This is a genomic window from uncultured Bacteroides sp., from assembly GCF_958445495.1.
Classification (GTDB): Bacteria; Bacteroidota; Bacteroidia; order Bacteroidales; family Bacteroidaceae; genus Bacteroides.
This window is the reverse complement of the sequence record NZ_CAUCSQ010000002.1, coordinates 110499-137080: the sequence shown is the minus strand read 5'-3', so window position 1 is coordinate 137080 and position 26582 is coordinate 110499. Positions and strand designations below refer to the sequence as shown.

Annotated in this window: 18 protein-coding genes and 2 riboswitches; of the genes, 7 read left to right on the top strand and 11 right to left on the bottom strand. The window is 51.9% G+C overall.

Annotation, left to right across the window (positions count from 1 at the left end):
- Nucleotides 1-78: 78 nt before the first annotated feature.
- Genes Q5076_RS01495 through Q5076_RS01485 form a run of 3 tightly spaced genes read left to right on the top strand, consistent with a single transcriptional unit; the run spans nt 79 to nt 5659 of the window.
- Nucleotides 79-1149: an efflux RND transporter periplasmic adaptor subunit gene (locus tag Q5076_RS01495; protein ID WP_303010458.1), complete on the top strand. Its 1071-nt coding sequence runs from the start codon at nt 79-81 to the stop codon at nt 1147-1149.
- Nucleotides 1146-4286: an efflux RND transporter permease subunit gene (locus tag Q5076_RS01490; protein WP_303010457.1), complete on the top strand. Its 3141-nt coding sequence runs from the start codon at nt 1146-1148 to the stop codon at nt 4284-4286. Before Q5076_RS01495 ends, Q5076_RS01490 begins: the two co-directional genes overlap by 4 nt.
- Complete coding sequence (locus tag Q5076_RS01485) at nt 4283-5659, top strand: TolC family protein (RefSeq protein ID WP_303010456.1); 1377 nt, start codon at nt 4283-4285, stop codon at nt 5657-5659. Before Q5076_RS01490 ends, Q5076_RS01485 begins: the two co-directional genes overlap by 4 nt.
- A gap of 151 nt (nt 5660-5810) precedes the next feature.
- Here Q5076_RS01485 and Q5076_RS01480 read toward each other — a convergent pair whose 3' ends face one another.
- The gene (locus Q5076_RS01480; RefSeq protein WP_303010455.1) at nt 5811-6362 is read right to left on the bottom strand and encodes a DUF2284 domain-containing protein; all 552 of its coding nucleotides are present in this window, start codon (nt 6360-6362) and stop codon (nt 5811-5813) included.
- 48 nt (nt 6363-6410) lie between these two features.
- On the opposite strand from Q5076_RS01480, the gene cobO reads away from it, so the two are divergent.
- On the top strand, nt 6411-6926 hold the full coding sequence (cobO, locus tag Q5076_RS01475; RefSeq protein ID WP_303010454.1) for a cob(I)yrinic acid a,c-diamide adenosyltransferase: 516 nt from the start codon (nt 6411-6413) through the stop codon (nt 6924-6926).
- A gap of 78 nt (nt 6927-7004) precedes the next feature.
- Here cobO and Q5076_RS01470 read toward each other — a convergent pair whose 3' ends face one another.
- The 6 genes from Q5076_RS01470 to Q5076_RS01445 form a co-directional block, all read right to left on the bottom strand.
- Complete coding sequence (locus tag Q5076_RS01470) at nt 7005-8690, bottom strand: putative transporter (protein ID WP_303010453.1); 1686 nt, start codon at nt 8688-8690, stop codon at nt 7005-7007.
- Between the two features lie 210 nt (nt 8691-8900).
- A riboswitch (cobalamin riboswitch) is annotated at nt 8901-9110 on the bottom strand.
- Between the two features lie 69 nt (nt 9111-9179).
- Entirely contained in the window at nt 9180-9935 is a 756-nt protein-coding gene (locus tag Q5076_RS01465; protein ID WP_303010452.1) for an ABC transporter ATP-binding protein, read from the bottom strand.
- The gene (locus tag Q5076_RS01460; protein ID WP_303010451.1) at nt 9932-10948 is read right to left on the bottom strand and encodes an iron ABC transporter permease; all 1017 of its coding nucleotides are present in this window, start codon (nt 10946-10948) and stop codon (nt 9932-9934) included. The genes Q5076_RS01465 and Q5076_RS01460 overlap by 4 nt, the downstream gene beginning before the upstream one ends.
- A gap of 184 nt (nt 10949-11132) precedes the next feature.
- Nucleotides 11133-12266, bottom strand: coding sequence for an ABC transporter substrate-binding protein (locus tag Q5076_RS01455; protein ID WP_303010542.1), 1134 nt, complete (start codon nt 12264-12266; stop codon nt 11133-11135).
- 288 nt (nt 12267-12554) lie between these two features.
- Nucleotides 12555-13781, bottom strand: coding sequence for a hypothetical protein (locus Q5076_RS01450; protein ID WP_303010450.1), 1227 nt, complete (start codon nt 13779-13781; stop codon nt 12555-12557).
- Nucleotides 13782-13824: 43 nt separating this feature from the next.
- A complete protein-coding gene (locus Q5076_RS01445; RefSeq protein ID WP_303010541.1) occupies nt 13825-16494 on the bottom strand; it encodes a TonB-dependent receptor in 2670 nt (889 codons plus the stop codon).
- A gap of 215 nt (nt 16495-16709) precedes the next feature.
- A riboswitch (cobalamin riboswitch) is annotated at nt 16710-16930 on the top strand.
- A 104-nt stretch (nt 16931-17034) separates the two neighbouring features.
- Here Q5076_RS01445 and Q5076_RS01440 point away from each other — a divergent pair.
- Genes Q5076_RS01440 through Q5076_RS01430 form a run of 3 tightly spaced genes read left to right on the top strand, consistent with a single transcriptional unit; the run spans nt 17035 to nt 20310 of the window.
- Entirely contained in the window at nt 17035-18219 is a 1185-nt protein-coding gene (locus Q5076_RS01440) for an ABC transporter substrate-binding protein (RefSeq protein ID WP_303010449.1), read from the top strand.
- Nucleotides 18220-18226: 7 nt separating this feature from the next.
- The gene (locus Q5076_RS01435) at nt 18227-19264 is read left to right on the top strand and encodes an iron ABC transporter permease (RefSeq protein ID WP_303010448.1); all 1038 of its coding nucleotides are present in this window, start codon (nt 18227-18229) and stop codon (nt 19262-19264) included.
- A 29-nt stretch (nt 19265-19293) separates the two neighbouring features.
- On the top strand, nt 19294-20310 hold the full coding sequence (locus Q5076_RS01430; RefSeq protein ID WP_303010447.1) for an ABC transporter ATP-binding protein: 1017 nt from the start codon (nt 19294-19296) through the stop codon (nt 20308-20310).
- A gap of 28 nt (nt 20311-20338) precedes the next feature.
- Here the strand turns inward: Q5076_RS01430 and Q5076_RS01425 are convergent, their stop codons facing one another.
- Genes Q5076_RS01425 through Q5076_RS01410 form a run of 4 tightly spaced genes read right to left on the bottom strand, consistent with a single transcriptional unit; the run spans nt 20339 to nt 26580 of the window.
- Nucleotides 20339-23107: a glycosyl hydrolase gene (locus Q5076_RS01425; protein WP_303010446.1), complete on the bottom strand. Its 2769-nt coding sequence runs from the start codon at nt 23105-23107 to the stop codon at nt 20339-20341.
- The gene (locus Q5076_RS01420; RefSeq protein ID WP_303010445.1) at nt 23104-24507 is read right to left on the bottom strand and encodes a glycoside hydrolase family 28 protein; all 1404 of its coding nucleotides are present in this window, start codon (nt 24505-24507) and stop codon (nt 23104-23106) included. Before Q5076_RS01420 ends, Q5076_RS01425 begins: the two co-directional genes overlap by 4 nt.
- Nucleotides 24504-25106 carry a DUF4450 domain-containing protein gene (locus tag Q5076_RS01415; protein WP_303010444.1) on the bottom strand — a complete coding sequence of 201 codons (603 nt, stop codon included), beginning with the start codon at nt 25104-25106 and terminating at the stop codon, nt 24504-24506. The genes Q5076_RS01420 and Q5076_RS01415 overlap by 4 nt, the downstream gene beginning before the upstream one ends.
- On the bottom strand, nt 25057-26580 hold the full coding sequence (locus Q5076_RS01410; RefSeq protein WP_303010443.1) for a glycoside hydrolase family 28 protein: 1524 nt from the start codon (nt 26578-26580) through the stop codon (nt 25057-25059). Before Q5076_RS01410 ends, Q5076_RS01415 begins: the two co-directional genes overlap by 50 nt.
- Nucleotides 26581-26582: the final 2 nt, after the last annotated feature.

Below are 26582 nucleotides of genomic sequence, written 5' to 3'. Positions count from 1 at the left end.
CAATATATCATCTAAATCAACCTTTCCCCGCCTGTTTCCTTGGAATACTTTTGTAAAGACAAAATAACCGATGGAAATATGAAACGATTAAACTTTTTGCCGGCAGTGTTTCTTATGGCGCTGTTGGCGTCATGCAGTCAGCGTACGCAGGATACAGCCGGAAAACCGGCCGTGAAAATCGATACCGTTTTTCCTGCCGGCAAGCAAGCGGTCTTGCAATTTCCCGGACGGGTGAAAGCGGCGCAGGACATCAGCCTGGCGTTCCGGGTGAGCGGGACGATTCAGCATATGCATGTAGATGACGGCGCTTATGTGCGTAAAGGACAACTGTTGGCGGAACTGGACCCTGCAGATTACCGGATTCAGCTAGATGCCGCAGAAGCGGAATACCGGAGCGTGAAGGCCGAAGCGGAACGGGTGATGGCGCTGTATAAGGAAAATGTGGCTACACCGGATGCCAATGACAAAGCCGTGTACGGGTTGAAGCAGATAACCGCCAAGTACCATCATGCCAAGGACCAGTTGGAATATACCCGCCTGTACGCCCCCTTCAGCGGATATGTACAGAAACGGCTCTTCGATTCCCATGAAACGGTGGCTGCCGGTATGCCCGTCCTCTCTCTGGTCAGTGAAAGTACTCCGGAGGTGGAAATTAACCTTCCGGCGGCGGAATATATCCGGCGGAAACAATTTGCCCGCTATTATTGCACCTTCGATGTTTATCCCCGCCAAAGATATGCTTTGGAACTGATAAGTGTCACTCCCAAAGCCAACGCCAATCAGTTGTACACGATGCGGCTCCGGCTGGACAAGGAAGGTAAGCGTGCCGTTCCTTCGCCCGGCATGAATACGATGGTTACTATCGAGTGTACCGGCGGGGAAATGCGTGATTTGTCAGTCCCCGCCGGGGCGGTTCTCCGTGAGAACGGACGCACGGGCATTTTCCTTTACGACGCTTCCAGCCATGTTGTCCGCCGTTGCGACGTGACCGTGACCCGTCTGTTGAGTGACGGCAGATGTCTGATTACTTCGGACGAAGCGAAACCCGGTGATTTGGTTGTCGTTTCGGGAGTGCATCATATAAAAGACGGAGAACAGGTGGAGCCGTTTCTTCCGGCCGCTGAAACGAATGTGGGAGGGCTGTTATGACAGACATTAGCAAATGGGCGTTTGAAAACAAGAAGTTAATCTACTTCCTGGTCGCCGTGCTGATTGCAGGCGGAGCCTACTCCAGTTATGAAATGAGCAAGCTGGAAGACCCTGAAATAACGGTGAAGCTCGCTATGGTAGTCACTGCCTATCCCGGTGCATCCGCGCACCAGGTAGAGTTGGAAGTGACAGACGTGCTGGAAAAAAGTATCCGTTCCATGGGGAATATCGACAATGTGGAGAGTTACTCCTACAACGACCTTTCCCTGATTCAGGTAGAGTTGAAAACAACCGTCAAAGAGACGGATGTGGAGCAGTGTTGGGACTTGCTGCGCCGCAAAGTGGCGGATGTGCAGGCAGAACTTCCCGAAGGCGCCGGTACTTCTGTCGTGAAAGATGATTTCGGAAATGTCTACGGCATGTTTTTCGCTTTGACAGGCGACGGGCTTTCCGACAGGGAATTGTCTGACTATTCGGAACTCGTGAAGCGGGAAGTCAGCGAGCTGGACGGGGTGGAACGGGTCGATTTGTACGGTAAACGTCCCGAATGCATCAATATCTCTCTTCTGCAAGACCGGATGGCTAATCTGGGCGTGAAACCCGCCGAAGTGCTTGCCACTTTGAACGGGCAGAACAAGACGACCTATACGGGCTATTATGACAACGGCGACAACCGTATCCGGGTGACGGTCAGTGACAAGTTCAAGACAGTGGAGGACATCGGGCGCATGCTGATTCAAGGACATGACGCCGACCAACTGAGGCTGAGCGATATCGCCCGCATTGAGAAAGGGTATGAAAACCCTGTCCGCAACGAATTGTTTTACGACCGCAGGCGCGCGATAGGCATAATGGTTGCCGCCTCTCCGGATGCAGACATCATCAAAGTGGGGCATCGGGTAGAGAAGAAGCTGGAACAACTGAAAGCCGGACGTTTTCCGGCGGGAGTGGAGTGCCATAAGATTTTTTACCAGCCGGAGCGTGTGGGCAGTTCTTTGGGAACGTTCGTTCTGAACCTGGTAGAATCCGTGATTATCGTAGTCGTTATCCTGATGATTGCGATGGGTTTCAAGAGCGGGGTCATTATCGGCGTCAGCCTGGTAGTGACCGTATTCGGTTCCTTTCTGTTCCTCTATTTCATGGACGGTACGATGCAACGGGTATCATTAGCGTCGTTCGTGCTTGCCATGGGGATGCTGGTGGATAATGCGATTGTCATCATCGACGGCATTCTGGTAGACTTGAAAGCCGGAAAAAGCCGGATGGAAGCGATGACCGCCATCGGTCGGCAGACGGCGATGCCTCTGCTCGGCGCTACCCTGATTGCCGTTATCGCTTTCCTCCCTATTTTCATGTCGCCCGATACGGCAGGTGTCTATTCGCGTGATTTGTTTATCGTGCTGGCTGTCTCCCTGCTGCTCAGTTGGGTACTGGCGCTGGTGCACGTCCCGCTGATGGCCGACCGGATTTTGTATCCGGAAGTATCTGCGGCGGCAGCCGTTTCCGGGAAGCGCGTGTATGAAGGAAAAGTGTATGCCGTGCTCCGTTCGTTGTTGAGATTCAGCCTGGCGCATCGCTGGGGCTTCGTGTTTGTCATGATTGCCTTGGTGCTGCTTTCGGCTTTCGGTTACCGTTTCATGAAACAGGGCTTTTTCCCGGATATGGTCTACGACCAGCTTTATATGGAATACAAACTGCCGGAAGGGACCAATTCCACCAGAGTGGCGCGCGACTTGGAAGAGATAGAAGCATATCTGAAAAAACGTCCGGAAATCACACATGTCACGACTTCCGTCGGCGCTACTCCCGCCCGTTACAATCTGGTGCGCAACATAGCCAATCCTTCCTTGTCATACGGCGAGCTGATAATCGACTTCACCTCGCCGGACGAGCTGGTCGGCAACATGGCGGAGATTCAGCAATATCTTTCGACACATTATCCGGATGCCTACGTCAAGATGAACCGTTACAACCTGATGTTCAAGAAATACCCCATCGAAGCGCAGTTCACCGGTCCCGACCCTGCCGTTTTGCATCAGTTGGCGGACAGCGCCCGTAGGATAATGGAGAATTGCCGGGAAGTGTACCTGATTACTACGGACTGGGAACCGCAGGTTCCGGTACTGACTGTCGAATATGACCAGCCGGCGGCGCGTGCCGTCGGACTGAGCCGGAACGATGTAAGCCTTTCATTGCTGACAGCCACCGGCGGCATTCCTGTCGGGGCTTTCTACGAAGGCATTCACAAAGACAATATCTACCTGCGTTGCCTGGACGAACACGGAAATCCGATTGAGAATCTGGATAATACGCAAGTATTCTCGTCTCTTCCTTCCCTGAACGGCCTGCTGACCCAGGAGATGATGATGAAACTGAAAGCGGGGACACTTTCGAAAGACGAGCTGGTGGAAACGCTGATGGGAACGACCCCCTTGAAACAAATCTGCAAGCGGATTGAGGTGAAATGGGAAGACCCGGTGATTCCCCGCTATAACGGGCAACGCAGCCAACGGGTGCAATGTTCGCCCGTTCCGGGAGTGGAGACGGAGAAAGCGCGGCAATCCGTCGCCGCGCAAATCGAACGGATTCCGTTGCCTGACGGTTACCGGCTTCAATGGCAAGGCGAGAAAAATGCCAGTACGAAGTCGATGCAGTATTTGTTCAAGAACTTCCCGTTTGCCGTCATTCTGATGATTTCCATCCTGATAATGCTGTTTAAGGATTACCGGAAACCGCTTATCATCTTCTGCACCATCCCGCTGGTATTTGTCGGTGTAGTCGCCGTAATGCTGATTACCGGAAAGACATTCAATTTCGTCGCTATCGTAGGCACGCTGGGGCTAATCGGCATGATTATCAAGAACGGCATTGTGCTGATGGATGAAATCACCCTGCAAATCAGCCGGGGCACAGATCCGGTGACGGCATTGACAGACAGCTCGCAAAGCCGTCTCCGTCCCGTGATGATGGCTTCGCTGACTACGATTCTGGGGATGATTCCCTTGCTGCCGGATGCCATGTTCGGTTCGTTGGCGGCTTCTATCATGGGCGGGTTGCTGTTCGGCACGCTGATAACATTGCTTTTTATCCCGATTTTGTATGCATTATTCTTTCATATAAAAAAGACAGACAAATGAAAAAGGAGATTCTTGTAGCCATTGGAATAGCGGGTGCGTTATGCTCCGGAGCGCCGGCATCTCTTTCCGCACAGGAGAAACTGAGCCTGGAACAATGCCGCGAGATGGCGCTGAAATATAATAAGGATATGGCTGCCGCCAATAAACGGACGGAGGCTGCCCGGTTGATGTCTCTTAGTTATAAAGCCAATTTCTTCCCTGATTTCACGGTGAACGGAACAGGCATTTACAGCACGGCGGACGGAAGTCTGGGAATAGCGGGCGGAAACCTTCCCGTTTTCTTGCCTAATCCTCCGGCCGGAGAACTGTTGCCGGGCGGTTTCGCCTATTTTCCCGGACTGAATCTGGATTATAAGGTCGGAACCGTTTATTCGGGCGGCGTACAGGTGGAACAGCCTCTTTATATGGGCGGGAAAATCCGTGCCGCTTATAAAATGTCGCTGTTGGGAAAGGAGATGGCATATCTGAACGAAGCCCTGGCTACTTCGGAGGTCATCCTGAATACCGATAAAGCTTATGTGCAATTAGTGAAAGCGAAAGAAATGAAGAAAGTGGCTGAGAAGTACCATACCCTGCTGACGGAGCTTTTCAGGAATGTGAAGAGCGCCCGCCTGCATGGAGTAAAGCCGCAGAATGAGGTGCTGAAAGTGCAGGTGAAACTCAACGAGAGCGAGCTTTCTTTGCGGAAGGCGGACAATGCCTTCCGGCTTGCGAGCATGAATCTTTGCCATTACATCGGACGGCCCTTGACGGCAAAGATTGATATATCCGATGATTTCCCGCAAGTGGAACAGGAATGGAAAACGCAGGTTTCCGATATTACCGCCCGTCCCGAATACGGGATATTGAACAAACAGATTGCTATTGCCGAGCAGGAGGTAAAACTGAACCGTAGCGAGCTGTTACCGCATGTCGGTGTCAGGGGCAGTTACGATTATCTTCACGGGCTGGAAATCAATGACGAGACATTGATGAAAAAGGGAGCTTTCTCCGTATTCCTGAATGTTTCTGTCCCTTTGTTCCATTTCGGTGAACGTATGAATAAAGTGAAGTCTGCCAGAGTGAAGCTGGCACAAGCCCGTCTGGAACAAGAGAATGCTAGTGAGAAGATGTTGCTGGAGTTGATGCAGGCTGCCAATAATCTGGATGAGGCCCGGCTGGAAACGGAACTTTCGGAACGTTCGCTGGAACAAGCGGAAGAGAATATGAAAGTCAGCGGCAAGCAGTATGAGGCAGGAGTGGAAACCCTCTCGGATTACCTGGAGGCGCAAGCGCTTTGGCAACAGGCTTATCAGACGAAAGTGGACGCCCATTTCCAGCTCTATGTGAATTATGCAGCTTATTTGAAAGCGGCGGGGCGGTTGCGGCGGTAAAATCTGGATATTCCGGATATTCTTACGGAATGTCCAGAATACTGGTTATGATTTGTACCTAGCGGGTGAAGACCGCGAAAGAGTAAAATTATCATGCAGCAGACGTAGAAAGCGATACACACTCTTTTTGCATCGGAAAATATCGGGCGTGTTAGAAATTGCCGAATATTCCGCTAACCAGGAGAAGATATTCCGGCATTTTGCCCTCTTCTCCCCATTTTAATTCGATATGCAATAGTTCCGAAGCCGTCTTGCCTATGTCGAATCCGCAAGCTTCCAGTGACGGGCGGACTTTTTCCGGGTATAGGCAAGGCTTGTTTTCCATTCGTGTGCATGATGGGCAAATCAGGCAGGAACCGGGGAAGAAAGCGCGTCCGTTGCGGGCTTTTTCCATTTCTAACAACAGGGCATCCGTTCTTTTCCGTTCCGTTTCAATCATTTCCTTGCTGAAAGCCGCGACATCCGGAATCTTTTCGGGATGTAACGGGGTCAGTTTAGTCCCGATGAGGAAGGCGGTGTCATAACGGGAAAGATACCTGTCTACATTGAAGGTGAAAGGCGGGCATGCCCAATACGTGTTGTAACGTGCGCATTGTTTGCAAAAAACGATGAATTTCTCCGCATCCCGGTAGTGTTCCATATACTCGGCGACAGGGATGGTGGCGGTGAAATCCTCGGCAATATAGTCCTCTTTTGCTTTCATGTCACAAAGATATGATTTATTTTTGCCGTATCATTAAAAATCGGCCGAATGGAAAAAGGATATATTCATATTTATACGGGAAACGGGAAAGGAAAAACGACGGCGGCATTCGGGCTGGCCGTCCGCGCCCTTTGTGCCGGCAAAAGCGTATATATCGGACAGTTTGTCAAAAGCATGAAGTACAACGAAACCCGTATTGCTGAAAAGTTTGATAAAGTAGTGGTAGAACAGTTCGGAAACGGGTGCATGCTGGTACGCGAGCCGGCAGACGATGATGTGCGTATGGCGCATGAAGGAATGGCGAGATGCAGGGAAGCACTTCTGTCCGGAATGTATGATGTCGTGATTTTGGATGAATTGACCGTCGCCGTCTTTCTAGGCCTGCTCGAACTTGGGGAAGTTCTGGAACTTTTACATGGCAAACGTCCGGAAACCGAAGTGGTTATTACCGGACGTTATGCCCCGCAAGAGTTGATTGATGCGGCTGATTTAGTCACCGACATGAAAGAAGTGAAACACTACTATGCCCAAGGGGTGCTGTCCCGTGACGGGATAGACCGTTAACTCCCGTTGAGATAACGACAGACGGACGACACACAGACGATAGGCGACACATGCCGGGCGGGTTTCCCGGACGCTTCGCTATCCCAGGGACAAAATCAGAAGTTGGGCCGTCAATACCCGCAGGAACATGGTGAGCGGGTAAACGGTGGCATACCCTACGGACGGCGCATCACAAGACGTCAGGTCATTGGAGTATGCCAATGCAGGCGGATTGGTCGTGGAGCCTGCCAGAACTCCGATTAGCGTGAAATAATTCAACTTACAGTAATATCGTCCGATTAGTCCTGTAATCAGAAGCGGCAGGATGGTAATAATGACTCCGTATCCAATCCAGATATACCCCCCGCCGTGGATGATTGTTTCCACGAATCCTTCTCCCGCTCCCAGGCCGACACAGGCGAGGAAGATGGAGATACCTATCTCGCGGAGCATCAGGTTGGCGCTCATGGTCGTGTAGGTAATCAGTTTATACTTCGGCCCGAAACGGCTGATTAGGATGGAGACGATAAGCGGGCCGCCTGCCAGTCCGAGCTTGACGGGTTGCGGGATTCCCGGAAATGCGAAAGGCAGGCTGCCCAGGATGCATCCTAAAGCGATACCTATGAAAATAGGAATCAGGTTCGGGTGGTTCAGACGTTTCATTGAGTTGCCGAGCACCTTTTCGGCATGGGTGACAGCCAGTTCGGTACCTACGATTGTGACACGGTCGCCCATCTGCAATTGCAATTGAGGAGTAGCCACCAGGTCTACTCCCGAACGGTTGATGCGGGTGATGCTTGCTCCGAAGTTGTTCCGTATTTTCAGTTGCGAGAGCGTCTTGCCGTTCAGTTCCGGTTTGGTAATCAGGATGCGGCGCGAGATGAGCTGTTTGTTCAGTTGCTCCCATTCCATTTGGATTTCCTTTCCGAAAAAGACCGTGATTGCTTCCACGTCAATAGGGGTGGAGATAACCAGGATGATATCTCCTACATGTATCACGGTTTCGGAATTGACAAGTTCCGTTTCTCCTCCTTCGCGGTGCCTGATGCGCGAGATGACGAATTTGCGGTTCAGCAACGGACGGAGTTCCTTAATCCTGATACCGTCTACAGACTCGTTTCTTACTTCGATGGAGATAGGGCGGACGGTGAGTTCCTGTAAATGCCCCAAGCCGGTTTCCGCTTCCTTTTCTTCCCGGGAAATATTGATGCGCAGGAGATATTTCAAAGCAAGCAAGGACAGGATGATGCCCACTACGCCCAGCGGATAGCTGACAGCATAGCCCAAGGCGATTTCGGGGGCGTCTATGCCGTTCAGGTCACTGTTGGCCTGTTGGGCGGCTCCCAATCCGGGGGTATTGGTGACGGCTCCCGACAAAATGCCTACCATGGTAGTAATCGGGGTTCCGGTCGTGAAATGCAGGATAACGGTGATTGCCACTCCCGATACCACCACCAGTACCGCCAGCATATTCAGGGTGAAACCGCCCTTTTTGAATGCGGAGAAAAAACCGGGGCCCACTTGCAGCCCGATGGAGTAGACAAACAGGATGAGCCCGAACTCTTTCAGGAAATGAAGCAGATGCCCGTCCAGGTTCATGTTGAAATGGCCGAATACGATTCCTACGAAAAGTATCCATGTGACTCCCAGGGATACTCCCCGTACTTTGATTTTCGCAAGGATGATGCCGAATGCTATGGTTAGCGACAGAATCAGTACGGAGTGCGCCACTCCGCCGCCCCAGAGATTGGGGTAACCTTCAAATAAATTTCTTAGAACTTCCATTGTGGTTGATTATAGATTAAATCCCGATAATTTACGGTGTTGAAAGTATCCCCGGAGAAATCACTTCTGCGGGGATACGCACACATTGAGCATGACGGCCTGATGCCGCCCTTACCGGTTATGCCGGTATCGGCAACGCGGTTTTCGGTTTGTATTTCCATAAACGGTTAAATTTACATTTTTCTGTTTTCCTATCCCACGAGTAAAAACAGTGCTAAAGGCATGAACGGCAGGTCTTCTGACTGACTCCCTTTCCGATGCCTTCCCAATCCGGCCTGTTATAACCGGTCAGTGGCGATGGTAACTATCGGAAAGTTGAATGGAGCTTCACAGCAGCGGGACTGTCCGGGACTTACACCCGGTTCCCTTTTAATCCGGGCAGTTGATATTCTGCCGGGAACCGATTCGGGGGCAAAGATAGTGAATTTATGCAGAAACCGGATAAACGGAACCTATTTATTTGTCGGCTCTCCTTGAAGTTGCCGTTCTTTATTTGATGCGTACCCTCATCTCCCCGGCGTCGAACGTCACGGACTCGTTTCTGAAAAGCCTTTCCAAATGCCCGCCGGCTATTATTTCCGGGGTGGGCAGGGTATAGATATGCGGGTTGTCTATCAGCATGACAGTGTCGCAGAGCGATAGGGCGATGTCGAGCTCGTGGGTGGAGAACAAGATGCATTTTTTTTCTTCCTGCGCCAGTCTTTTCAGGAGCAGGCAGAGTTCGTAGCGGTTGGGCAGGTCGAGGAAAGCGGTCGGTTCGTCGAGCAGGATAACGGGAGTGTCCTGCGCAAGGGCGCGGGCTATCATGATTCGCTGGCATTCGCCGTCGGACATCTTGTCCATTGTCTTTTCCGCATAACCGGACATGCCGACCTGTTTCATGGCATTGCCGACACGTTGCCGGTCTTCGGGGCGTAACCGGCCGAGCCAGTTGGTGTAGGGGGCACGTCCCATTGATACCACGTCTTTGCAGCGCAGGTTGGGGATACGTATCTTTTCAGTCGTTACGAAACTGATGTTACGTGCCAGTATTTCCGGTTTCAATGAAGCGATGTCGCGTCCCTGGAGAATGATTTCTCCCGATTGGGGGTTTTCCAGTCCGGCCATTGCGCGGAGTAAGGTGCTTTTTCCCGTTCCGTTCCGGCCCAGCAAGGCGACGAGTTGCCCGCCTGCAATCCGGGCGTTCGCTGCTTTCAGCAAGACACGCTGTCCGTATCCCAGTGTGAGTTCCCTTAACTGAATCATTTGAATCTGCGTAAATTTTTGATGATTACCCATAAGACGACCGGCACTCCGAGCAGGGCGGTGATACAATTTACCGGCAACAGGAATTTCTTTGCGATAAGGTCGCATATCAGCATGCAGATGAGTCCTGTCAGCATCGTGCCCGGAATCAGTATTCGGTGGTCGGCGTCGTTGAACAGCAGGCGTGTGACGTGTGGCACTGCCAGGCCGATAAATCCTACGGGACCGCAAAAAGCGGTAACCGTTCCCGTCAGCAGGGCGGTAGAGATGAAGATGAGCGTGCGTGAGCGTTTGATGTTCATGCCCATCGTCCGTGCATAATTCTCACCGAGCAACAACAGGTTCAGCGGCTTGATGCAGATGACGGAAATCAGCAGGCCTGTACATAGCATCGGAATCATGACTCCCAGTTGGACAGTCGTGATGTGACTGAGAGAACCCATAGACCAGAGCGTGAATATTTTCAGTTGTTCGGCGGAACTCAGGTATTGCAATATCTGGATGATGGCTCCTGCCACATAACCTATCATGACTCCCATAATCAGCACGCCGAGAATGTTTTTCACTTTCCGGCTGATGACAGCCACACCCAGCAGGATAAGGGCAGTTCCTACCCATCCCGAACCGACGATGCCCAATGACTGGAGTAGCGGAAAATCCGACCAGCCGAGCAACGGGACGCCCAATATGAACAAGGCGACGCCCAGTCCCGCACCGGAACTGACTCCCAGCAGGTAAGGGTCTGCCAGCGGATTCTGGAAAACCGTCTGCATCTGCAGGCCGCTTACCGAGAGCGCCACCCCTATCAGCATCGCTACCGCTACCCGTGTGAAACGGATGGAGAGAAGGATGTTGCGCGTCATTTCGTCGCATTCGCCTCCGGTGAGGACAGCCCATACCTTGGAGACAGGGATATAAGTGTCTCCCGTCGCCATGTCTGCCAGTAACAGCAGTACGGCGGATATGCCTGATATGATAAACAGGAAGGAGGTACGTTGACGTGACTGTTTCATTTCCGGATAACTGTTTGTCGTTTTACACCCTGCAAAGATAATTCATAGAAATGAAAAATACCCGGAATCTTTGAAATAACATGAATAACATGGTTTCTGCGCACTTCGCCTGATGCCCGGAAAACGGTTTCCGTCTTTCAATCGTCCCGTTTTTCTCTTGGGGCGGAGGGGTGTCGCCTTTTCTTTATTCCAGATGCCTGTAATAATAGAGCGGTCTGGAAAGGAGCTCCGGATGGAATATTTGAATCAGGTCGCTCAGTACGACATCCGGGCGTACCACTGCCGATTCCCAGTAATCATTGCCGCCCGTGGCGGTTAGCCGCAGGTTATTGTTATACACGGTCTTTTGTCGCACGGGCCTGGCGTCGGCGAATTTGGGATTCATCGCTTTCAGTTCGTCCAAGGTGGAAGCCATGCCGACGTTCACCCAGTAGTCCGCTTTCTGTAACAGCCCGTATGCCGTTTCCATACCGATGGAGGCGGAACTGTTGGAGGAATTCTCCTTATAGATATAGTCGGCTCCGGCGTCAGTCACCAGTTGCGCCATGTAACTTTGGGTAGACGGCATTATCCAACTGTCGTTCCACGGGGTGTTGAACATGACGGAAGGGCGTCGGCTCACCTGTTCCGTGAGGGCTTTCAATGCCAGGTAGCGTTTCGGGATTTCTCTGAATACTTCGATGCCTTTCTCCCGGCTGTCCGTCAGTTCGGACAGGGCAACCAGCCATTCGGCTTTGCCGAGCGGCGATTCCTCCAGGTATTCGCCTATGTACATGTAAGGGATAGCCAGTTCCTTCAATTTGTCCGTTACGGCAGTCTGCGCGTCTCCGATACCATATAACAGGACAACGTCCGGTTTCAGGTCCAGCAGCAGCTCGTAATTCATTTCAGGTCCTATGTCCTTGACGGAATCTTTATGTGCGAGGATGTACGGGTTTGACACGTAGTCGATGCCCGATACGGCTGCAATCCGGTCCACTTGTCCCAATGCGTCGAGCATGGCGATGTAGGAGGAAGACATGCATACGATACGTTGCACTCCGGCGGGAATGGTGGGGCCGGTGAATCCGGCAGGCGCCTGTTCGCCGTTTCGTGAGACAAAGTACGACATTTCCACGCCTTTGGCTCCCTGCCACGGGTTGAATACCTGTATCAGGGTGCTTTGTGCTTTATCCGACCCCATTATCTTGAATCCGGAAGCATATTCGGGCGTGTATATGTCCAGGTTGAACATGTCGAGGGAGGTCTTTTTATCAAGTACGCAACCTGTCAGGAAAAAGATGCATGACAATGCGAAGGTTGAAATAAGGGATTTCATCTTTATCTGTGCTTTTGTTTTATCGGTAAATAATTCCTGGTATTTTAAAGTATAGAGCATACCGGAGACAAAGATAAGGATAAAAAATGAAAATAGAGGCGGTCGGAAGCGGGAAGGATAGCAGAATCGCCGTAACAACACACGAAGCCGTACCCTTATGCTTGTTTGTGCGGGTACGGCTTGTCTCCTGCCGGAGTTGATACCGGGGTTTCCCATACGTAAGTTTCCGGCTGATTCTTTTGATGGTTCAGGAATAGGATTGGGTAGAAAAAGTATGGACGCTCTTTTTTACAGAGTCCAGCTTTCGGTCCAGTCTTCCCCTTCCTTTACGGCGCCCCTGTAATCGGTACTCGTAAAGAAACTGTCTGCCGAAAGGTCTTTCCCTCCATCGATAGTTCCCGTATAGCGGCCGGTCCATGAGAAATCCCGGTTAGTCAGGTTGCTTGTTATTCCCGTGAAGTCGGCGTTGGTGTAAATGTTTTCCTTTGAGGAAAGTTCGCCGCTGATAGCTACGTATTCCAGTTTTGAAGTACCGTTTTTCAGTGCGTTCTCGGTTTCTGCCGTTTCTACCGTCAGCGGTTTGCCTTTGCCGGCGATAAGGGTGTTGTAAAGTTCTACCTGGGTTCCGGCACGCAGGCGTACGCCTTGTGATTCTCCCCCGTTACCAATCAGAGTGGCGTTGGCGATAATCGGATGGGCGGTCGGGGTAGCGGAAAAGTTGTTGCCGTTGTTGTCGCATTCCATCAGGCAGTCGCAGTCATATCCCAATGTCCCTTCGTTTTCCTGGTAAGCTACCAGGAACTGGGCTTTTCCGTTCCAGCCTTCGGTCCAGTCGAAGGAGTCGTCGCTGCAACTGGTGACAACCAGGTATTTTACGTTGACGGAACCGCCGAAAAACTCGAAACCGTCATCGGAACCTTTATAGGCTTGCAGGTATTCTACCGTTGTTCCGTTGCCCACTCCGTAAAAAGAGATTCCGTTCGCTTCATGTTCCTCGTCGAAAGCGTATCCTGTATATTCCAGGCGGATGTATTTCAACGTACCGGAATTGTCAGCGTCGTTGTCGCCGCCGTATGTGGCGTTGCCGATTTCAGAACTTCCCGTTCCGTTATTCGTATGGGCGTAACCGCAGATATGCAGGCCGCCCCATGCGCCCGGTTCTTTTTTCTCGGAAGTCATTACGATGGGTTGCGAGGCTGTGCCCTGTGCATCGATTTTAGCTCCCTGTTCTATCAGGATATAATCTACGACTTCATCATATTTGGCGGTGATGGTTACACCGGGCTGAATCGTCAAGGTCACTCCCGGTTTAACATGGACGCCTCCGCTGAGCGTATAATTCTTGCCGGTTTCCAGTGTCAGGTTTTCGGTGATGTCCGCGTCGAGCACGTCCGTTTGTTCTGTACCGCCGTTGCCGGTGTTGTCGTTGATTGAATCTTCGTCGCTGCAAGAAGCTGCGGCAAATGCCATGCTTGCGATTAAAGCCATTGTTGCGAATTTCCGAATCTTTTTCATAATCCAAACTGTTTTTTAAGTTAATAGTCTGTTTTTTACATTGTTATAGATTGTATGTAATACCTATCTCAAAACTGCTTCCGCGTTTGAAACGTTCCACTTCCTTTTTTTCTCCCGTATGCGGGACTTCCTGTTTGAAGACAACCGGTTGGTTCAGCAGGTCGTTGATTTGCAGTTTCAGGGTTGTCTTTTCGTTGAATTTGAAACTTCCCGCGAAATTCATCGTATGTACGGGCTGTTGTTTCACGTCGCCCAATCCGGCGATTCCGACCGATTGGATGCGCGGCCCTTGCAGATTGTACACAAGCGCCATGCCGAGTTGCCGTTTCTCTCCGAAGCGGGGGCTGTAGGTGGCGTCTATGTTGACCAGGTAAGGCGATGCACCTTGCAGGGCACGTTGCGTATTGGTATAGGCGCCTCCTTCGGGCAATTTCACGTCGGTGTACATGAACGAGGCGTTGGCTCCCAGCCGCAGGTTGCGGACAAGTTCTTTGCGGAATTCCATTTCCAGGCCGGCCGCCATACCGTTGCCGGCATTCCGGAACGAGTGCACGGTAGCCCCTCCCGACAATTCCTGTATCTGCTCTATGGGTGCTTTCAGATGTTTGTAGTATGCCGTGGCGGAGAACATGCTCCCGTCGCCGGCGAAAAACTCGTAGCGCAGGTCCAGGTTGAAGTTGTAGCCGTTCTGTAAATCAGCGTTACCCCGGATTTGTGCCGAACCGTATGATTCTTGGTAAAGGAACGGGGCCATTTCGATGAATGAGGGCCGGGTTACGGTACGCGAGAATGAAAAGCGGAGGCTGTTTTTGGGGTTCAGCCGGTAGCGCAGGTTCATGGCGGGAAAGAGGTCGTTGCAGTTCAGGTCCCTGCGTTGGCGTTTTCCTCCGTCTTCGGCGTAGTTCACCCATTGCCGGCTGTTTTCATAACGCACTCCGACGTTCACCAGCAATGCTTCCACGGGATAGATGTCTGCCGAAAGATAACCGGCATAAATCTTGTTTCCGGCGGTGTAGCTGTCTTTGGGCTGTTGCGAGCGGGTGATGGAGACTTGTCCGTCCGCTATCGACTCTTGGTTTAAGAAGGTTGAAGGCGTATAGATATCGTCTTCTCCCGTGAGGGTGGGATTCAGCTTGTTCAGGTTATAGTAGAAGCGGGTGGAAGCGTAATCGCGGGCTTTGTCCTTGTAAGTGAAGCCGGCTTGAAGTTTATTCTGCGTCCCGAATTTGTATTCTCCCGACAGGCTGCCTACCCATTCCTTTTCGTCCAACGTTCCGAAATAACGCATGGTTTCCTGACGGTTCAACTTGAAGAGCCCGATTTGCCCGTTTTCCCGGATAAACATGATTTGCCGGCGGTCGGGCTCATCGCTTGCCGTTTTGCCGTACGAGCCTCCCCAGTTCAGGCTCCATCGGTCTCCGAAGAAGTGTTTTCCGTTTAACTGGTGGTTCTGAAGGCTGTAAATATGGGTCACGCTGTTGCTTCCTGTCAGGTCATGCCCTTCGTAATCGTATCCCTCGCGGCGCATGTAGTTGTCTATCGCATTGCGGGCGTAGAAGAAAGTGTAGCTTATCTGGTCTTGCTTCCTGAAATTGTAGCCCAGGCTGCCCAATCCGGCTATTTTCAGTTCGTTCGAATAGCTGTCGTAACTGAAATCGTTCAATGTCGTGCCGGTCGCTTCCAAAGTGCGCACACTGGCCTCCCGCATCGTTTGTTGTTCGTTGCTGATACCGAGCGAGACGAGCAGGTTGAGCTTGTTTCCGGTTAGGTCGAAATTCTTCCCCAGTCCGATGTTTCCGCCGAATTCGGGTAAGGCTTTTTTCTTGGAGACATCGAAACTGGTGTTGAACAGTTCGTTTTTTCCGGCATATTCTTCAAAGTCGAGCAATTCCATATCACGGAGTTTGCCGTCTAAAGAGGGAGTCCTGAACAGAGACCCTTCGTGGTCCATGCGATAGGTGTCTCTGCCCAACGTGTTGAACTTTCCGCCCGTATTGAAAGAAAGGCTGAAAAAATCTTCTCCCGTCTGTTCTTTCGTGCCGATATCTATATGCGCTCCCGAATAGTCCGCGAATGAGTGCGCCTCATATACTTTGCTGACCGTGATGTTCTTTACGGCGGATGCGGGAAAGAGGTCCAGCGGTATCAGTTTGTTGTCCGGGTTGGGGGAAGCGACGGGCAAGCCGTTCAGCGTGGTCGTACTGTACCGGTCACCCAGGCCCCGTACGATAATCTGTCCTGCCGAAGCGACGGATACGCCGGTTATTTTCTTGACTCCTTCTTCTACGTTGGAGATACCTTTAAGGCTCATTTCTTTGGCTCCGATATTCTCGATGGCGATACCGGATTTTTGACGTTCCAACAGTAACATCTGCTCGTTTTCCAGATTTTTCCTTGCGACTACCGTCACTTCGCCGAGTTGCCGGTTGTCGGGAGCCAGGGCGATGACTAATTCTTCTTTCCGGTTTTTCCCGACTGTGATTTCTTTGTCCTTATATGATACGTACCGCACGACCAGCGTGCAGGTTTCCTCTTTTATCCCCTTGATTTCAAAAGCTCCGTCCATATCGGTGACCGTTCCCGTACCGGTTTCCCTGACTTGCACCGTCGCCCCGGTAAGCGGTTCTCGAGTAGACTCGTCTATTACGACGCCTTTCACGGTGAATGCCTGGATGCAGCCGCTTATGAACATGGCTACGGCTGTTAAAAACATTTTGTTCGTACTGTTCATGATTTCGTATCCTTTGTTTATTTTCACACTGCAAAAGTAGGAGATGCATGTTTCGTGCCGGTTACAACGGATTGAAGATTTCCCTACGCGGCGGTTACGATTGTGTTACGCTTTTATTGTTTGCGAAAAGTGTTTTCTCGGAAGATATCTTTTCTTTTTTATTGCATTTTTTCCAAAATCATTCCTATTTGTTTATCTTTGTCCTCCGTAATTTTGGTGTCACTCTTCCGATGCTACGGAAAGGGTGGTGAAAAGGGAACCGGGTGAAAATCCCGGACAGACCCGAGCTGCTGTAAGTCCCGCCGAAGTTTTCCTGCAATACTCAAATCCACTGTCCCTGCGCTTGTCTGGAAGGGACGGGAAGGGCGCCGGGAAAATGGGACAAGTCAGAAGACCTGCCAGAATGAAGTCCCCGAAGCTCTCCGGGAGTTGAGATTCGGGAAATACCGGATGATTCGAAAATCGAATAATGTTAGAATGGGAAGCGCGTTTTTTCAGGCTTCCGTAACCGATAGGTGAAATATGAGCAAATATGGTGGTATGCGATTGAAAAGCGGACGGTGGACGGCTGTCTGCCTTTTGTTACTTCTGGTTTCCTGCGGACAGAGAGGTAAAGGCAATGTGCGGACGGAGAGCGGACCGGCGAGTGTTATTGACTCCTTGCGGATGATTGTACCGGAATATGCCGAAGGGTTTAGCGTGCAATATGTGGAGGGCGGTTGCCTGGTGACGGTTCAAGACCCGCAGAAGGAGAAAGGCAAGGGGGAGATTTACCGTTATGCTTTTGTCAGCGACAAGGAGCGTTTTGCGAAGAATGAGGTGTCCGGCGATTATGAGGTACAGCCTGTCCCGGTTCGGAATATAGTCTGTATGACTTCCCTCCAATTATCCAATTTTATAAAGTTGGGCGAGTTGGAACATGTGGTAGGAATCACGAGTGCCCGCCATTTGTTCAATGAAGAGGTGAACAGGCGGCTGGAACAGAAGAAAATCCGTAAAATCGGCATAGAGGGGAATTTCGATAATGAAATCATCATATCCATGAATCCCGACCTGATTCTGATTTCTCCTTTCAAACGGGGAGGATACGAGGCGTTGAAGGATGTCGGCATTCCTCTGATTCCGCATTTGGGGTACAAGGAAAATTCCCCGCTCGGACAGGCGGAATGGATTAAGTTCGTCGGCCTGCTGATTGGAGAGGAAGAGAAGGCGAACGCTGTATTCGATTCCATTAAAACGGAATATAATGCTTTGAAACGGTTGACGGAGGGAGTGAAGAAGAGGCCTGTCGTCTTTAGCGGCGAGTTGCGCGGAGGCAACTGGTATGCGGTGGGAGGCCGTAATTTCCTGGCACAGCTTTTCCGGGATGCCGGCGCCGATTATTTTTTGAAAGACGACCCGAATACGGGCGGGGTGACGTTGGATTTTGAGACTGTTTACAGCCGGGCGGAAAGTGCGGATTATTGGCGGATATTGAACAGTTATAACGGGACGTTCACCTATGATGCCTTGAAAGCGCAGGATTCCCGTTATGCCGATTTCCGGGCTTTCAGGGAGAAAGGGGTGATTTATTGCAACCTCAAGGAAAAGCCTTATTATGAGAATGTTCCCACCCATCCGGAAGCCTTGTTGAAGGATTTGATTAAAGTGTTCCACCCGGAACTTTTGCCGGACTATGTCCCGGCTTTTTACGAGCTTTTAAAATGAGGAGGATATGAGGACGCCCGTCTGGTTGTTGATGCTTCTGCTGGCAGGATTGATTTTTTTTCTTTTCTTCCTGAATCTTGTGCTCGGTTCTGTGTCCGTACCGTTCGATGCCGTATGGGATATTTGCCTGCGGGGAAGCCATGAAAATCATATCTGGACGAATATCATCTGGAAATCGAGGATGCCGCAGGCGGTCACCGCGTTGGTTGCCGGAGCGGGCCTGGCTGTCAGCGGGTTGCAGATGCAGACGGTGTTCAGAAACCCGCTGGCGGGACCTTCCGTTCTGGGCATCAGTTCGGGAGCCAGCATGGGAGTGGCTTTTGTCGTCCTGTTGTCCGGCAGTCTCGGAGGGGTGGCGTTGAGCAGCTTGGGGCTGATTGGAGAATTGGCGCTGACGGTTGCCGCTGTTGCGGGAGCCTTGTCCATCATGGCGCTCATTGCTTTCGCTTCACAGAAAGTAAAAGGGAATGTGACGTTGCTGATTATCGGCGTGATGATAGGTTATGTGGCGAATGCGGTTATCGGGGTCTTAAAGTTTTTCAGCGTCGAGGAGGACATCCGCGCTTATGTCATTTGGGGATTGGGAAGTTTCTCCCGTATTTCCGGCGACCAGCTTTTCCCGTTTCTTTGTACGATGGCGGTGCTTCTTCCGCTCTCTTTCCTGCTGATAAAGACGCTGAACCTGTTGTTGCTCGGCGACCATTATGCCCGGAACCTGGGGCTGGACATCAAGCGCGCCCGACTGTCGGTCATTTCCTGTTCCGGGGCGTTGGTGGCGATTGTTACCGCATATTGCGGCCCCATCGTCTTTCTGGGGCTCGCCGTGCCCCATCTTTGCCGCGCTTTGTTCCGTACTTCCGACCATCGGATTTTGATGCCTTCTTCCTTGTTGGTAGGGGCGGTGATGGCGTTGTTGTGTAACCTCATAGCCCGTATGCCGGGATTTGAAGGCGCTTTGCCGGTCAACTCCGTCACGGCTTTGGTGGGTGCGCCGGTCGTTGTGTCGGTGTTGTTCCGTAAACGCAAAGGAGAGATAAACGAATGATTACCGGGATAGACAAAAATTTGAAACGCATGCGGGAACAAGAAACGATTATTATCAGGAACCTGGTTACGGGCTATAAAGGGAAGCATAAGACGCATGTCGTGGCCCGTAATATCAATGCCGGGATTTATGCCGGCGAATTGACTTGCCTGCTTGGAGCCAACGGGGCGGGAAAGTCTACTTTGCTGCATACCTTGTCCGGTTTCCTGCCGAAGTTGTCGGGAGAAATACGGATTATGGGTAAAGAGGTAGAGAGATATTCCGATGCAGACATGTCTAAAGTCGTCAGCGTGGTGCTGACGGAAAAATGCGATTTGCGCAACATGACGGCGGAGGAGATGGTAGCGCTGGGAAGAAGTCCTTATACCGGTTTCTGGGGAGTGTTGAGGAAAGGGGACAAAGAGATTGTCTCCCAGGCGATAGCCGGCGTAGGGATAGAGGCGCTGGCAGGCCGGATGATGCATACTTTGAGCGACGGGGAAAAACAGAAGGTCATGATTGCCAAGGCGCTGGCACAGGAGACTCCTGTGATTTTCCTGGATGAGCCGACCGCCTTTCTGGACTTTCCGAGCAAGGTGGAGATGATGCAATTGCTTCACCGGCTGTCCCGCGAAACGGGAAAGACTATTTTTATGAGTACCCATGATTTGGAGCTGGCTTTGCAGATTGCCGACAAGGTATGGATGATGGATAAAGAGAACGGAGTGACTATCGGGACGCCCGAAGACTTGTCGCTGGACGGTACGTTAAGCAATTTTTTCTCCCGTAAGGGGATTCTGTTCGACCAGGATACCGGACTGTTCAAAATCAATAACGAATATACGGTGAAGATGCGCCTTGAAGGGCACGGGCAGAAGTACGCGATGGTCCGGAAAGCCCTTTTGCGGAATGGCATCCTGGCGGGACGCGAGATTGAATCCGGCATTTATATAGAAACCGGAAATCTTCGGACGGAAGGTTTCCGGCTCCATTTGCCGGACAATGAAGTCCGGCAGGCTGAAAATATTGAAGAGTTGCTCCGGTTGGTCGCCGGATATGTCGGATAACCGGTGGAAAAAGCCGGTATCCGGGTGTTTAATCGTCCATATAATTTACGGGAATCAAACGTACTTTGCCGTTCAGTCCGGAAGGCATGGGAGCCCAATGAGCGTAGTTGGCCGGGCGATAATTCAAGTCGACGATATTGATTTCCTTGAATTTGCGCCATTGCGTTCCCTGTCTGTCCAATTCCGCAATCCGGTTTGCAGGGAGGTTTGTGACTTCTATCTCGATGCGGTTTTTTCCGGGTTGCAAGAATGTGCCCGCTTTCAGGCGGTAAGGTGCTGCCCATACGCATCCTGCTTTCTGTCCGTTGATGCGGACACGGGCGCTTTCACGCACATCCCCTAAGTCGAGAATCCAGTCGTCTGCCTGCAAGGGCGGCAATTCGATGTCTAAGGTATAGACGCCGGTTCCCATGTTGGTCTTGGCGGCAGGATGGTCGATTCGGGTCCAGGAGCAAGGGCTGTCGATGTCGAATGTGTCTTTGATTTCCGGTTGGCTTGCTGCGAAATGCAGTTTCCAGCCATGCTCCGGGCAGAGGCTGAAAACTTGTTCCCGTATGTATTTCCAGGGTTTTGCCGTTTGTAAGGGATGATGGTAAGTCCGGAGAATGATTGATTCGCCGGATTCCAGTTGCAGGTAGACCTGTGTTTTGCCCTCCAGCCGGCGTACTTTCGCTTCTCCGCATTCTCCGGTCATGGGGTTGAAAAGGGCGGCTGCGGCCGCATTCGTTCCCAAGGTTACCCAACCGTCCACTCCTTTGTTTTGCAGGGAGGAGATGAAATAGTGGTGTCCCGTATCATTTACCCTTCGGACGGCTTGCAGCCCGAATTTGGTTTTCATTTCTTCCGGGGAGATGCGGCAGCCCGCCAATGTGCATGCATAATCCGTTCCCGTGATGATTTTCCCTTTTCCCACCGGAGTAACGGCCGTTTCCGAGAATGAGACCGCCGGAAGCTGCCGGAGGATGCGCCGGTAGTTTCGGCGTCTTTGTTCCAACTGGCCGTATCCCGGCACATCCGCCGGATAATTTTCGAGGAATACGATTGTAGCTCCTTGTCTGGCAAGTTCCAGAAGATGAGCCAGTACGTCGTCCGGCATCAGGCGGGCGGCAGGGACTACCAGCGCTTTGTAACCGGTTCCTCCCGAAGTGACTAACCGCCCGTCTTTGAAACGGGTGCTGCGGATGAAGTTGTCGGATATATAATCCCCGTCATATCCGCTGTTACTGATGCGATGTACGGCGTCGATGAATTTGGGGGCGAGCTTGTCCATGTGGTGGATGGTAAACAGCAGGAGGCGTCCCGGTTGTTCGTACCACATGTCATACACCGGCAGATAAATCAGGAAGTCGTTATCCGGCTGTCCCATTTGCAGGAAACTCTGGCAGCGGGTGATGTAATCGAAAAACGAAGGCGCGTCCCGCCAAATGCTGTTTGTCGGGCTCATGTTGATTGATGCGTAAAACAACCATCCGGGCCATTCGGCTTCTTTCGGGGAATACGGAGTCCCGTGGAAAAACATGCGGTTGATGCCGGAAACAAACATCAGGTCCATATCCGGCTTGCATTGCGACAGGGAAGTGCGGAAATGTTCCGTCAGCCATGTGAATGTTTCGGAAGAGGTATATTTCTTTCCTGCAATGTGGGCGGCGGATGAGGCATATTTCAGCATCGACAGGTCCGAGTCGTTTTTTCTGGTAAGTGAATCCTGGCGCAACCCTTCGATGTGGAATTGGGAGAGTCCGAAACCTTCGCATTCGGGAATGTCCACGCTTGCGTAGAGGTCAATCAGGTTGCCGGGAGAGCCGTGCGCCTGGTTGCGGGTGATGCTTCCGTTCTTATGTGCCCAGCCCGTCCATTGGCGGGTGAAGTTTTCCAGCAGTAATTCGGAAATCGTTTCCCGGTAGTCGGATATGATGCGCCTGGTCGTTTCCGGGCGGGTCTCGTCCAGAAATTCGGGGAAATGCTCCTCCATCTTATATCCCCGGCGACGGGCGAACTGTTCCAGGAAATCTTCCGTCCAGTCTGCCTGGTACACTTCGTAAGAGTCGTTGAAAAAGGTATGCGGATAGTCTGTGCCGCTGTTTCTGAAAGCACGGTCAAAACGGGAAAGGTAGTTCTTGACAGCTTTCTTCGAGAGATGGTCCATCACATATCCTTCTCCTCCCGGAGCCGCCCGTTTCACTTTCTGCCGTGTTTTCCCGATGTAAAGGGCTATTACTTTCCATTTGCCGGCAGGCGCTTTCCATTGCAGCTTGTCTTTTTTCACGCGGGATGTCAGGTTGATGCATTCTCCTTTCCCGTTATAGGCCATCACCCGGCTTAGCACGGAAAACGGCTGCTGTTCAGGGTCGGTTACTTGGATATCCTGTTCAATCTCTCCGCCTCCCTCCAGGTCGTATGTCTGGAAGATAGCTTTGGCGGCCGCATCTTCGATGCTGACTTCCGGTCCGCCGAAAGGCCATCCCGTTCCGGTATTCATGTCAATCTCGATGCCGGTCCGCTTTCCTTCCGCCTGTGTATGTCTAAGCACTTCCATCCACCGGGGGGAGAGGAATTGAATCTCGTTCGCATCGTTGCCCTGTACGCCGTAAATGGGAGTGATTTCTACCGTCCCCATTCCGGCGCGTGCGTATTCTTCCAGGTTGTATGTCAGGTTCTTTTCGTCTACGGCGCTCCCCAGCCACCACCATCTGGCGCCGGGACGCGCTTCCGTCGGGGCGTCCGGCCATTGCTGCGCTTGCATTGCCCCGCCTGCGGCGAGCAGGCAGAGGATTATCCATTGTCTTTTATTCATCATTCTTTCGGCGTATTGTGATATTCTATGTTCTCTGCATCGTCGGTGACAAAGAGCGGTCGGCCGTCCGGCCGTTCGAAGTGGAAACGGACACCGTCGAAGGTGATGTTCCGTGCGTGGCGGATATAGAATCCTTTGGCGGGAATCGTGCCGAACATCCAGGGTTCGGGATATGCTTTCTCCTGTTCGGGCGGAATCCGTTTGCCGTCCTCCGCACTGTAACCGCCTTTATAATAAAGGTGGATGTTGCGGAAAGTCACGTCTTCGATACAGGCTCCCGGCACTCCGCTGACGATGGAGGCATACCGGCTGTCGGCATTCCATACGTTGACATCGCTGATAAGAATGCGTCTCATCGTGCCTGCGGGAGTACCTTCCGGGCTGCGCATGCGTGCGCCCAACCGGAGGAAAACGGGTGCGTTGACTATATTCCTCATCGTAATGTTGCTGATTACGATGTCTTCCAGATGTCCTCCGTCAACGGTTTCCAGTGCTAGCCCCCGGCAATGTTCGAAGATGCAGTTCGTAATCGCGATGTTGCGGAAACCGCCGCTGCTTTCCGTGCCCAGCTTGATACGTCCGGTGCGGTAACCGTGGTCGGGCGCCTGCGGCTCGTCCAGTTGCCAACTGCCGTCCATCACGCTGCCTTTGTCGAAACCGCTGACGTAGCAATCGCTGATTGTCACGTTTTCCGTATCCCGGAAGCGTCCTAACGCATAAGAAGCTTTCAATACGATGGCATCATCCCAAGGGGAATTTACCGTGCATTGGCTGATGCGCACATTCCGGCAGCAGTCGATGTCAAATCCGTCCCGGTTGGTGTCTACTTTCAGGTTCAGGATGGTGAGATGGTCTACTCCGGTGGCGAGCAGGGCGAAATGGCCGCAATGAAGCATGGACAAATCTTTCAGCGTCACATTCCGGCAGTCTTTCAGGCTGATTGCCTTGTTGCCTACACCCGGCAGGCGGCTTTCTTCACGGGTCAGCCCTTTGCCGTAGATGAGTCCGGGGCCGCTTATGGTAATGTTCTCCAGTCCGATTCCCCAGATTAAAGAGTTTTTCCAATGGCTGTGTCCGAAGTCCTGGTATCGGTTGTGTTCATTCGGTTCGGCGGCGTCATACCCCTGCTCTTTTCCGGGGAAGGCGGCGAGAATGCACGCTCCCTGTTCCAGATACAGATGGATGTTGCTTTTCAGCCGGATGGAATAGCAGGCATATTCTCCCGCAGGCAGGTATATTGTACCCCCTCCGGCTTGTGCGGCCGCTTCAATCGCACGGTTGACGGCGGGGGAATCGATGGTTTTCCCGTCCGCTTTGGCTCCGAAGTCTTTCACGTTATAGATAGCAGCCTGCAGGTTGATACAACCTATCAACAGGCTGAATAATAGATAGTTCTTTTTCATTTTCTGTCAATTTCGGCAAAAACATCCGGTAACATATAATAGTTGTAATCCGTTTTTTCATTCTGCTCGTAGAAACAGAAGTAAAGCCGGAGGGGCTTGCCTCCTTCGTTTGGGGAGAAAGCCGGGGAGAGGCTGCAACGTCCCGCCAGTACGGGGCGGCCGGTCCGTTTGCCCGATTCGTAAAGCATCAGGGGAGTCTCGTCTTTATGTCCGTCGCTCAAACGGATGTCGTCGGTGGGAGTGATTGCCTGCAACGTCCGCAGTCGCATGCTTTCTCCGTAGTAGCAGGTGAAGGCTTGCCCCTCCACGCTGAATACGTTCATGTCCGAGTCCGGCAGGCAATCGCCGAAACTCCAGAACAGGACGTCGGCTTCCGGAGGGCAGTCGGCTTCTACTTTCAGGATAAATCCGCGGCTGTGGGGCAATGTTTTCCATTGGAAAGATATTCCCCGTATCTTTTCACCGGGTTTGAGCCAGCGGCTTTCGTTTCCTTTCGATATGCCCAGCCGGAAAGTGCCGGCAGGAGGCGTCAGAGCCTGCGCTTGCGCATCAATGAGCAAGATTCCCAGCAGTACGATGGTCAGGAGATGTCTCGACATAGTTGAAGTGGATATTGCTTTGTTCATTTTCTTTTAGTTCAATGGCATTCTTTTCGTTTGTCTTTAATGTAATCCCGGACAAGTTGAAATTCTTCGTATAGCGGATTTTACCCGGCCGGTCGGTCTGCGCCTCGATGGCGTAAAGATAGAAATTTTCCAGACGCAACGAATCGTTCCAACCCGAAGCGGAGATGAATTCGTCCACATTTTCCGCTTTTACTTTTGATACGTAGACGTTGCGGAAGCGCGGATACCCTTTTTCGGGAGGTATTACCGGGGTCAGCATGATTTTCCAGTGTTCCGGGATTTCTTTCCCTTCATACTCTTTGGGCAAACTGCTGTAGCTGTAGCTGGGGTTCCAGTTCAAGTCCGCTGCCAGCACGTGACGGACGTTTTCCGCCTTTACGCCAGTCATATAGATGTTTTCAATCGTTCCTCCGCGGTTCATGGCGCTTTTCAGCCGGAGTACCGCCGAAGTGCCGGTCGCTTCCAGATTATATCCCAGTATGTTCCGTATGCCGCCGGACGTTTCGCTTCCGCAGGTGATGAGGCCGGCGCCTTTGCGGGCGGTGCAATTGCGTATGACTACGTTTTCCGTGGGGAGGTTCACCCGCAACCCGTCTGCGTCCCGTCCCGATTTGATGCAGATATTGTCGTCATTGCAGTCTATGTCGCAGTTTTCGACCAGGATATTACACGAGGAATCGATGTCGATGCCGTCCGTGCTCGGACCGTGCCCGCCTATGTTGTTGTTGATTGTCAGCCCGTCTATGGTGCAATGGTCGGAATAAAGAATCTGGCATCCCCAGAAACCGGTACGCATCAGGGTGAATCCTTTCAGGGTGACGTCCGAGCTGCGTTCCACAAGGATGCCCCGTACTCGTTTGCAGTCGTAATCCACAATCCAGCGCAATCCTTTCGCTTCGTATTCTTTCCGCATTTCCCAGTATTTGTCCCAAAATACTTTTCCCCGGCAGTCCAGGGTTCCTTCTCCGCTGACGGAAGCGTTCTTTTCATTGACGATGTTGAGGACCGCTGCCGGCCATATCATCTCGATTCCCGCAATCCGCGAACGGAATTCGGGGTAATGATGGATAGAAGGGCTTGCCAGTAAAGTCACCCCTTTGTCCAGTTGCAGGTTGACTCCGCTTTTTATGAACAGCGCGCCTGTCTGGTAATATCCCGGCTGGAATACCACCGTACCGCCGCCGCTGACGGCGCAACTGTCAATCGCTTTCTGGATAGCTTCCGTGCTGAGCACTGTACTGTCTGCTACTGCGCCAAAAGAGTTGGCGGATAAAATGATGTCGTTTCCGGGCGTTTGCCGGCTACCTACGCTGTCGGCAAACGACAAATCCGGTTGCTGTGGAACCTGCCCCCATTCGAAGCCGTTGTTTCCTATCTGTCCGGCCGGAGTGCATGCCGTAAAAAACGTGCCTGCTAAGAGTAGGGAAAGGATACTTTTACTTTTCATAT

Coding starts and splice junctions, on each gene's coding strand:
- Q5076_RS01495 (WP_303010458.1), top strand. CDS start 79: ATGAAACGATTAAACTTTTTGCCGGCAGTGTTTCTTATGGCGCTGTTG.
- Q5076_RS01425 (WP_303010446.1), bottom strand. CDS start 23,107: ATGATGAATAAAAGACAATGGATAATCCTCTGCCTGCTCGCCGCAGGC.
- Q5076_RS01430 (WP_303010447.1), top strand. CDS start 19,294: ATGCGGGAACAAGAAACGATTATTATCAGGAACCTGGTTACGGGCTAT.
- Q5076_RS01470 (WP_303010453.1), bottom strand. CDS start 8,690: ATGGAAGTTCTAAGAAATTTATTTGAAGGTTACCCCAATCTCTGGGGC.
- Q5076_RS01415 (WP_303010444.1), bottom strand. CDS start 25,106: ATGTCGAGACATCTCCTGACCATCGTACTGCTGGGAATCTTGCTCATT.
- Q5076_RS01490 (WP_303010457.1), top strand. CDS start 1,146: ATGACAGACATTAGCAAATGGGCGTTTGAAAACAAGAAGTTAATCTAC.
- Q5076_RS01410 (WP_303010443.1), bottom strand. CDS start 26,580: ATGAAAAGTAAAAGTATCCTTTCCCTACTCTTAGCAGGCACGTTTTTT.
- Q5076_RS01420 (WP_303010445.1), bottom strand. CDS start 24,507: ATGAAAAAGAACTATCTATTATTCAGCCTGTTGATAGGTTGTATCAAC.
- Q5076_RS01460 (WP_303010451.1), bottom strand. CDS start 10,948: ATGAAACAGTCACGTCAACGTACCTCCTTCCTGTTTATCATATCAGGC.
- Q5076_RS01465 (WP_303010452.1), bottom strand. CDS start 9,935: ATGATTCAGTTAAGGGAACTCACACTGGGATACGGACAGCGTGTCTTG.
- Q5076_RS01485 (WP_303010456.1), top strand. CDS start 4,283: ATGAAAAAGGAGATTCTTGTAGCCATTGGAATAGCGGGTGCGTTATGC.
- Q5076_RS01435 (WP_303010448.1), top strand. CDS start 18,227: ATGAGGACGCCCGTCTGGTTGTTGATGCTTCTGCTGGCAGGATTGATT.
- Q5076_RS01445 (WP_303010541.1), bottom strand. CDS start 16,494: ATGTTTTTAACAGCCGTAGCCATGTTCATAAGCGGCTGCATCCAGGCA.
- Q5076_RS01480 (WP_303010455.1), bottom strand. CDS start 6,362: ATGAAAGCAAAAGAGGACTATATTGCCGAGGATTTCACCGCCACCATC.
- Q5076_RS01440 (WP_303010449.1), top strand. CDS start 17,035: ATGAGCAAATATGGTGGTATGCGATTGAAAAGCGGACGGTGGACGGCT.
- Q5076_RS01455 (WP_303010542.1), bottom strand. CDS start 12,266: ATGAAATCCCTTATTTCAACCTTCGCATTGTCATGCATCTTTTTCCTG.
- cobO (WP_303010454.1), top strand. CDS start 6,411: ATGGAAAAAGGATATATTCATATTTATACGGGAAACGGGAAAGGAAAA.
- Q5076_RS01450 (WP_303010450.1), bottom strand. CDS start 13,781: ATGAAAAAGATTCGGAAATTCGCAACAATGGCTTTAATCGCAAGCATG.